General features: G+C 28.9%; 4 protein-coding genes. 1 reads left to right on the forward strand and 3 read right to left on the reverse strand.

The window, feature by feature from the left end; all coding sequences use genetic code 11:
* The first annotated feature begins 715 nt into the window (after nt 1–715).
* A complete protein-coding gene (locus ACKVOD_RS02390) occupies nt 716–3640 on the forward strand; it encodes a LuxR C-terminal-related transcriptional regulator (protein WP_409207885.1) in 2925 nt (974 codons plus the stop codon).
* A gap of 54 nt (nt 3641–3694) precedes the next feature.
* Here the strand turns inward: ACKVOD_RS02390 and ACKVOD_RS02395 are convergent, their stop codons facing one another.
* The 3 genes from ACKVOD_RS02395 to ACKVOD_RS02405 all read right to left on the reverse strand — a co-directional run.
* Nucleotides 3695–4978, reverse strand: coding sequence for a UDP-N-acetylmuramoyl-tripeptide--D-alanyl-D-alanine ligase (locus ACKVOD_RS02395; protein WP_409207886.1), 1284 nt, complete (start codon nt 4976–4978; stop codon nt 3695–3697).
* 60 nt (nt 4979–5038) lie between these two features.
* Complete coding sequence (gene gldJ, locus ACKVOD_RS02400; protein ID WP_409207887.1) at nt 5039–6718, reverse strand: gliding motility lipoprotein GldJ; 1680 nt, start codon at nt 6716–6718, stop codon at nt 5039–5041.
* Between the two features lie 142 nt (nt 6719–6860).
* Nucleotides 6861–7078: hypothetical protein (locus ACKVOD_RS02405; RefSeq protein WP_409207888.1), on the reverse strand; the 218-nt coding region annotated here is incomplete at its 5' end.

Here is a 7078-nt window from a genome sequence, read left to right on the forward strand (position 1 = left end):
AAGTCATTCCCGTTGACTTTTAATTTGATTCCATCAGCGCTGTTATCAATAGTTACTTTGTCTGCTTGGGAATAAATGGTTAATGAGTAACACCAAAGGGTTAGTAAAAAAAATAATTTTTTCATAGTTAATTGTAGTTAATTAATTGTTTTAAAATTGTAAATAATAAAATTCAACTCTTTTTTGCATAGTTAAACACATTGAAATCAAGTCTCGTGAAAATAATTACTAAATAATAATTATTTTGTTTATGATTTTCAAAACATAAATTGTTTTTTGCTATCGAAATAAGTTTTAAGAATTAAAATTTCTTAATTTTTTTAATACAGCAAACTAAAAAAGGTTGAAAACGTTAGTGTAAACTGAGAATAATACAATTATAAGTGATAAAAAAGAGATTTGGTTAATTTCATAATAAATAAAATTTGAATGGTTAAATAGTAAATTGGATACAATAATATAGATAAAAAATGGAGTTATTAATCAATAATTATTATATTAATCATACAAAAACACATCAATGTAAAATAGAAGCCTATACAAAAACATATCATATAAATATTAAAATATTGATTATCAGTAATTTAAAATAAAAAAAGCATGATGTGTCATAAAATTTTAAAAAACAAACACTTACTTATCAATAAAAAATACGATATTAGCTTTCAAAGCTCAAAAAAACTATTTTTTTTCCAAAAAAAAACAAAATAACCGAATGAAAAAAATTCAAAAAATAATTAAAAAATACTTTTTAGTTTTCACTTCAAACAAGCTTAAATTATTGCTTTTGCTGTTCTTTTTATCTATTTCATCTGTTTTTGGACAAGTTAAAAAACTAGGTCTACCTGAAATTAAAAATTACAAAAGAACCGATTATCATGGAGGGACACAAAATTGGGATATAGATCAAGACAAAGAAGGAAATGTTTATTTTGCAAATAATAATGGGCTTTTTCAATTTGATGGCACAACTTGGCATAAATATTCTTTACCAAACCTGTCAGTTATTCGAGCTGTTAAAATACAAGATTCAGGAAAAATTTTTGTTAGTGGTTATAATGAATTTGGTTATTTTAATGCCGACTCAAACGGAAGACTTATTTATTATTCTTTATCCAAATTTTTAAACACTCAAAATGATAATACAGAAAACACTATAGATATTGTATGGAAAATACATTTCTATAAAGAAGAGGTGATTTTTCAATCTTTTGGGAGCATATTTATATTTAAAAACAATAGTATTAAAACAATTAAAGCGCCAACAAAATTTCATTTTTCATTTAAAGTAAAAGACAGACTTTATTTCCAAGATATCAAATACGGCTTATTAGAGTATAAAAACAACAAACTAGCCACTATGCCTGGTTCAACTTTTTTAAACAATACCCAAGTATGGGGGATGTTTAATTTAACAAATACTAAAGTATTAATTGCTACTCTTGACAAGGGGCTTTTTACTTGCGAAAATGGCATATTTAAACCTTGGAATTCTGAAGCAAATGATTTTACTATAAAAAACAGTTGTTTAGGCGGAGTAATGATTAAGAACAATCATATAGTTCTCAATTCTGTTAGAAATGGAATAATTGTTTGTGATTCAAATGGAAAAATAATACAATTAATAAATCTCAAAAAAGGACTTCAAAATAACACCGTATTATCCTCTTTTGTTGACAATAAAAACAATCTTTGGTTGGGACTTGATAATGGAATTACATTTATTAACGAAAATTCTCCTTTTTCATATTTTGGCTTTAGTTACGATATAAGTACGGTTTATGCCTCAGTTATTTACAAAGAAAATTTATATGTAGCTACAAATCAAGGTGTGTTTTACCATAACTGGGGCACTCCATTTATAGATGAACCTTTTGCCCTTGTAGAAGGAACCACGGGTCAAGCTTATAATGTGCAAGTAATTGATGGGCAACTTATATGCTCACATAACAAAGGCGCTTTAATTATTGATGGAGTGAAACTGACAAAAATAGTAGACAATGTAGGTTATTGGGTATTTAAAAAAATTCCTGGTTATCCAAATTATATGATAGGTTCAAATTATAATGGCTTTTCATTATTTATTAAAGGTGCTAATGGGTGGCAATTTTCGCATCAAATCGAAGGTTTTTATAAATCAGTTGGTGAATTCGAAATCGACATAAAAAATATATGGGTAAAGAAAGACGATCTACTCTATAAAATTGCTTTAAATCCAGGTTTTAAAAATTTTAAAGACATAAAAACATATCTAAATTTATCTAATACTGACAATGGATTCTTTACCATACAGAAGTTAAAGAACAGCATATGTTTTAAAACTGAAAATAATTTTTATAAATATTCAGAAAACAGTAACGTGTTTTATAAAGACGAATTTACAAGTAAATTATTTGAATCATTATTAAGTGCTACATCAATAAGAGAAGATCAATACCAAAATATATGGTATGCCAAAAAAAGTGGATTAGGAGTTTTGATGAAAAATAATAAAGGCAATTACACCAAAATTGAATCTCCTTTTTATAATTTAACTCAGGATTTAGTTTTAAACAACCTATCAGTGAATACCGTAAACCCTGAAAATATATTTTTAGGATTTACTCAAGGATTAGCACATTATAATTCGAAAGCTTCAAAAGAATTCATGGCTAAACCCCAAGTTTATATTAGAAGTTTTTCATCTAATAAGGACACTTTGTTTTATGGGAATGGAAAAATAATTACTGATAAATATAAGATTAAGTATAGTGCAAATCAAGTGAAATTTACTTTTGCTTCACCAACTTTTGAAAACATTGACAATATTAAATATTCATATCTACTTGATGGTTTTGAGGATAAATGGAGTAATTGGTCGTCATTATATATAAAAGAATATACAAACCTAAAAGAAGGCAATTATACGATGAGGGTTAAAGTTGTAAACAGCTTTGGAATTACATCTGATGAGACTAGCTTTAGTTTTAAAATCTCACCACCTTGGTACAGACACTTTTTAGCCTATTTGTTTTATATCATAACCCTAACAACTATATTTTATTACATTCGAATCAGAATTAAATCAAAAATAAGAAAGAACAAGTATTACCAAACTGTTGAACAGCGAAGACTTTATTTAGAGAAAGAATCTAAAATTAGACAAGAACAATTTGATTTGGAAAAAGAAATCGAAAAACTTCAAAACGAAAAGCTAAAAGTAAAAATATTAGCAAAAGACAAGGAATTAGTAACTAATTCACTTCAAATTGCTAAGAAAAATAAAATTCTAAATGGAATTATTCAAAAACTAAAAGATATTAATGTTGATTCATTTGATGAATCTGCAAAATTTCAACTTTCAAAGTTAAATAAAAGCATTGTCAAAGAAGTTAATGCAGACCACAGCTGGAAAGACCTTGAGAAACACATCAAAAACGTACATTATGACTTTTTAAAACGATTAAAAGAGTTGTGTCCAAGTATATCTCCGCGAGAATTAGATTTATCAACCTATCTATTAATGAATATGTCAACCAAAGAAATTGCTGAAATAATGAATATTTCAAATGGTGGTGTTGAGTTAGCTCGCTATAGATTGAGAAAAAAATTAGGACTTAACAACAAGGAAAATCTAACGAGTTATTTAATTAGTATTTAATTTAAACAAAGAGCCATCATGTTTTGACGACTCTTTGTTTAAAAAAATTTGGCACTATAATAAATCTAAAACTCTTTCTAATGCCATCCCCCGAGAACCTTTGATTAATATAGTAGCGTTTTCAATTTTTAATCCCTTTAACTCCATTGATAAAGAATCAAATGTTTCGTGAAAAATTAAATTTTCGCTGAAAACTTTATTTTTGTAAAATTCAACTCCAACAAGGTAGCAAAGTACTCCTTTATAATCAAATAAAAAATCCACAATTGCTTTATGCTCTTTTTGGCTTTCTATCCCCAATTCAAACATATCACCTAAAAACATAACTTTATTGAGTTGTTCTAGTTGAATAAAGTTTTCAATTGCCGCCGCCATACTACTAGGATTTGCATTATATGCATCTAAAATGATACGATTTGTCTCTTTAGACAAAATCTGGGATCGATTATTCTCAGGTATATATTGCTCTAAAGCTTCAATAATATCGCTGTCTTTTACCTCAAAATATTTTCCTATACAAAGTGCTGCATTTACATTATTAGCATTGTAAAGCCCTATTAAATGGGTTTTGATTTCAAATTCTGAATACTTCACAACAACAAAAGGATTTGCTTCTATTGATGTTATATTAACATCAGTAGATTGGTTACCAATTCCAAAAGAATAAATCTTTAATTGTTTTGCTTTTTTAACTTGAATTTGGTCATTTATATTTATAAAAGCTAGTTTGTCATTTCCAAGGATATATTCAAACATCTCACTTTTGCCTTCAATTACACCCTCTATTCCTCCAAATCCTTCTAAATGAGCTTTCCCAAAGTTCGTAATATATCCATAATCTGGCGTAGCTAAATCGCATAGAAATTCAATTTCTTTTTTATGATTAGCTCCCATCTCTACAATTCCGATTTCAGTATCTGAATTAAAAGATAATAATGTCAATGGAACACCTATATGATTGTTTAAGTTCCCTACTGTGGCTTTTGTTTTGTATTTTTTTGACAAAACAACATTAATTAACTCTTTAGTAGTTGTTTTTCCATTGCTGCCAGTAAGCGCAATTATTGGGAGTTTTAAATACTTTCTATGGTATTTTGCCAATTCTTGTAAAGCTATTAAACTATCTTCTACAACTATTGTTCTATTATCAATATAATAATCTTTATTATCAATAACAACATAAGAAGCTCTCTTTTCAAGAGCTTCCTTAACAAATGTATTTGCGTCAAAATTATCTCCCTTTAAGGCTATAAATAATGAATTTTCCTCAATTTTTCTAGTATCGATTGAGACTGAATCACATTTCAAAAACAAATTATGTATACTTTGAATGTCCATACAAAATGATTAAAATAACAAAAGCCCTAAAAAGGGCTTTTGTTACTATTATTTATAAATTTAATTTCTAGCCGATTTTCTTTTTTCAAATTTAGGCCCCACTTTAGACATAGCACATCTAAAACCAACATAATCAGTTGCCACATCCTGTGGAAGATATCTTCTTTGAGCAGGATCTAACCAATAAGATCTATCTCTCCATGAACCACCTTTATATACACGTACATTATCATTTATAAGTGTCGTTCTTTTATTCGATTTGTCATATTTACGAACCATATTACCTAAACTATCGGTAGAAATATTATGTTTAGGAGAGTTATACATTTTACTAGTTTCACTATTATTTTTAGTTTCAGATTCTGAATCAGTTTGTCCAAAATACTTAGAAGATAATTTATCTCCATCTCTATAGTTTGTATTATCACTTTTATCAAAATTTTGTCTTAGATAGGTTTCCTTATCATCAACTGGAACCTGAACAATTTGCCCTGGATAATTTCTTGCAACGATTCTTCCGTTACTTAAAGTATCGTATTTAATATTTTCCTTAGTAACAACTTCAATTATACCCTCTTTTCCAATTTTATTTTTGGTATATTGGTTACCCCTAAAATAATTAAAATCGTTTGCTTCATTATCTACTATCGGTCTGTAAACATCAGCTACCCATTCAGCTACATTTCCTGCCATATCATACAACCCAAAATCATTAGCTGGATAAAATTTAACATATTGAGTAATATCAGCACCATCATCAGACCAACCCGCAATACCACCATAATCACCATTGCCCTGCTTAAAATTGGCTAATTGATCTCCTTTACTTTGTCTTTTACCTGAACGAGTGTAACTACCAGACCATGGATATTTCTTTTGTCCTTTATAAGTATTATATTCTCTTTGTCCAACATCAGCTGCGGCGGCATATTCCCACTCCGCTTCTGTAGGCAACCTATATTCAGGCAAAAGAATTCCGGAAGATCTTGTAGCATAAAGTCCTTTTTGAGTAGTAGGCTCTCCTTTTTTGGCAATTGCCTGTCTTCCTTTTGGTCTTTTTAAAGCCAATTCATTGTTTTTGGCTCCATAAGCCAAAGTTGGAGCGGCAAGATAGGTTTCTGTATCAAACAAACTTTCTGCATCAACATCATTTGTTTTTGCATTTTTTTTAGCAAAACCATTTTTCTCTAACAAAGCTTCATTTACACGCTGGGTTCTCCAATTACTAAAATCAGTTGCTTGAACCCAATTTACCCCAACAACAGGATAATTTGCGTAGGCTGGATGCCTCAAATAATTGTTAGTCATAGTCTCATTATAACCAAGTCTATTTCTCCATACAAGCGTGTCTGGTAAAGCACCTGGATAAATATTTTCATATTCTGGACCGGCATTTACAAATGAACCTTTAATCCAATTTAGATACTCTAGATACATAAAATTAGTCACTTCAGTCTCATCCATATAAAAAGATTGAACATGCTGCTGCGTTGGAGTATTATTCCAATCATGCATCACGTCATCTTCTACCTTACCCATAGTAAATGTACCTCCTTCAACAAAAATCAATCCTGGTCCTGGAGTTTGTTTTGCATTATCCATTACTTTTTTTCCACTTACATTCCAACCTGTAGCTCTAGAACCACTTTGAGAACTCGATTTTTTACTACAACTAGCAAAACCTAAAATCAATATCATCGATAAAATGATTCCTAAGGTCTTAATTTTATTTACTTTCATACTCTTTGGTAGATAATAATTTAGATGGTGCAATATAATAATTAACCCTTAAATTGCAACAATATTTTTTTAATAAATAGGTTATTAGGCGCCTTTAACACCAAAACACCCCATAAAAACGCAAATTTATACTATTTATTATTCATAATTTATTTATAAGTGTATCTTCTCTTTTATCTTTAACGATTTGAAAAGGTGAAGCATTTTCTACTCCATATCTTTCCTTAATCTCCAATTTGTTTATCACACTAAGAACCCACTTATTTATAGTTTCGTCATATTTAATGTTACAGCGAAAACCTATAATGTGAGTCGGAGTAGATAAGTTTGTGCATTCTATTATGTCGGTGGTTTCATTCA

Origin of the sequence: Flavobacterium sp., assembly GCF_046155325.1 — a bacterium.
Taxonomy (GTDB): Bacteria; Bacteroidota; Bacteroidia; order Flavobacteriales; family Flavobacteriaceae; genus Flavobacterium.

Excerpts from the sequence above, each read along its gene's own strand:
- gldJ (WP_409207887.1), bottom strand. The coding sequence starts at position 6,718 with ATGAAAGTAAATAAAATTAAGACCTTAGGAATCATTTTATCGATGATA.
- ACKVOD_RS02390 (WP_409207885.1), top strand. The coding sequence starts at position 716 with ATGAAAAAAATTCAAAAAATAATTAAAAAATACTTTTTAGTTTTCACT.
- ACKVOD_RS02395 (WP_409207886.1), bottom strand. The coding sequence starts at position 4,978 with ATGGACATTCAAAGTATACATAATTTGTTTTTGAAATGTGATTCAGTC.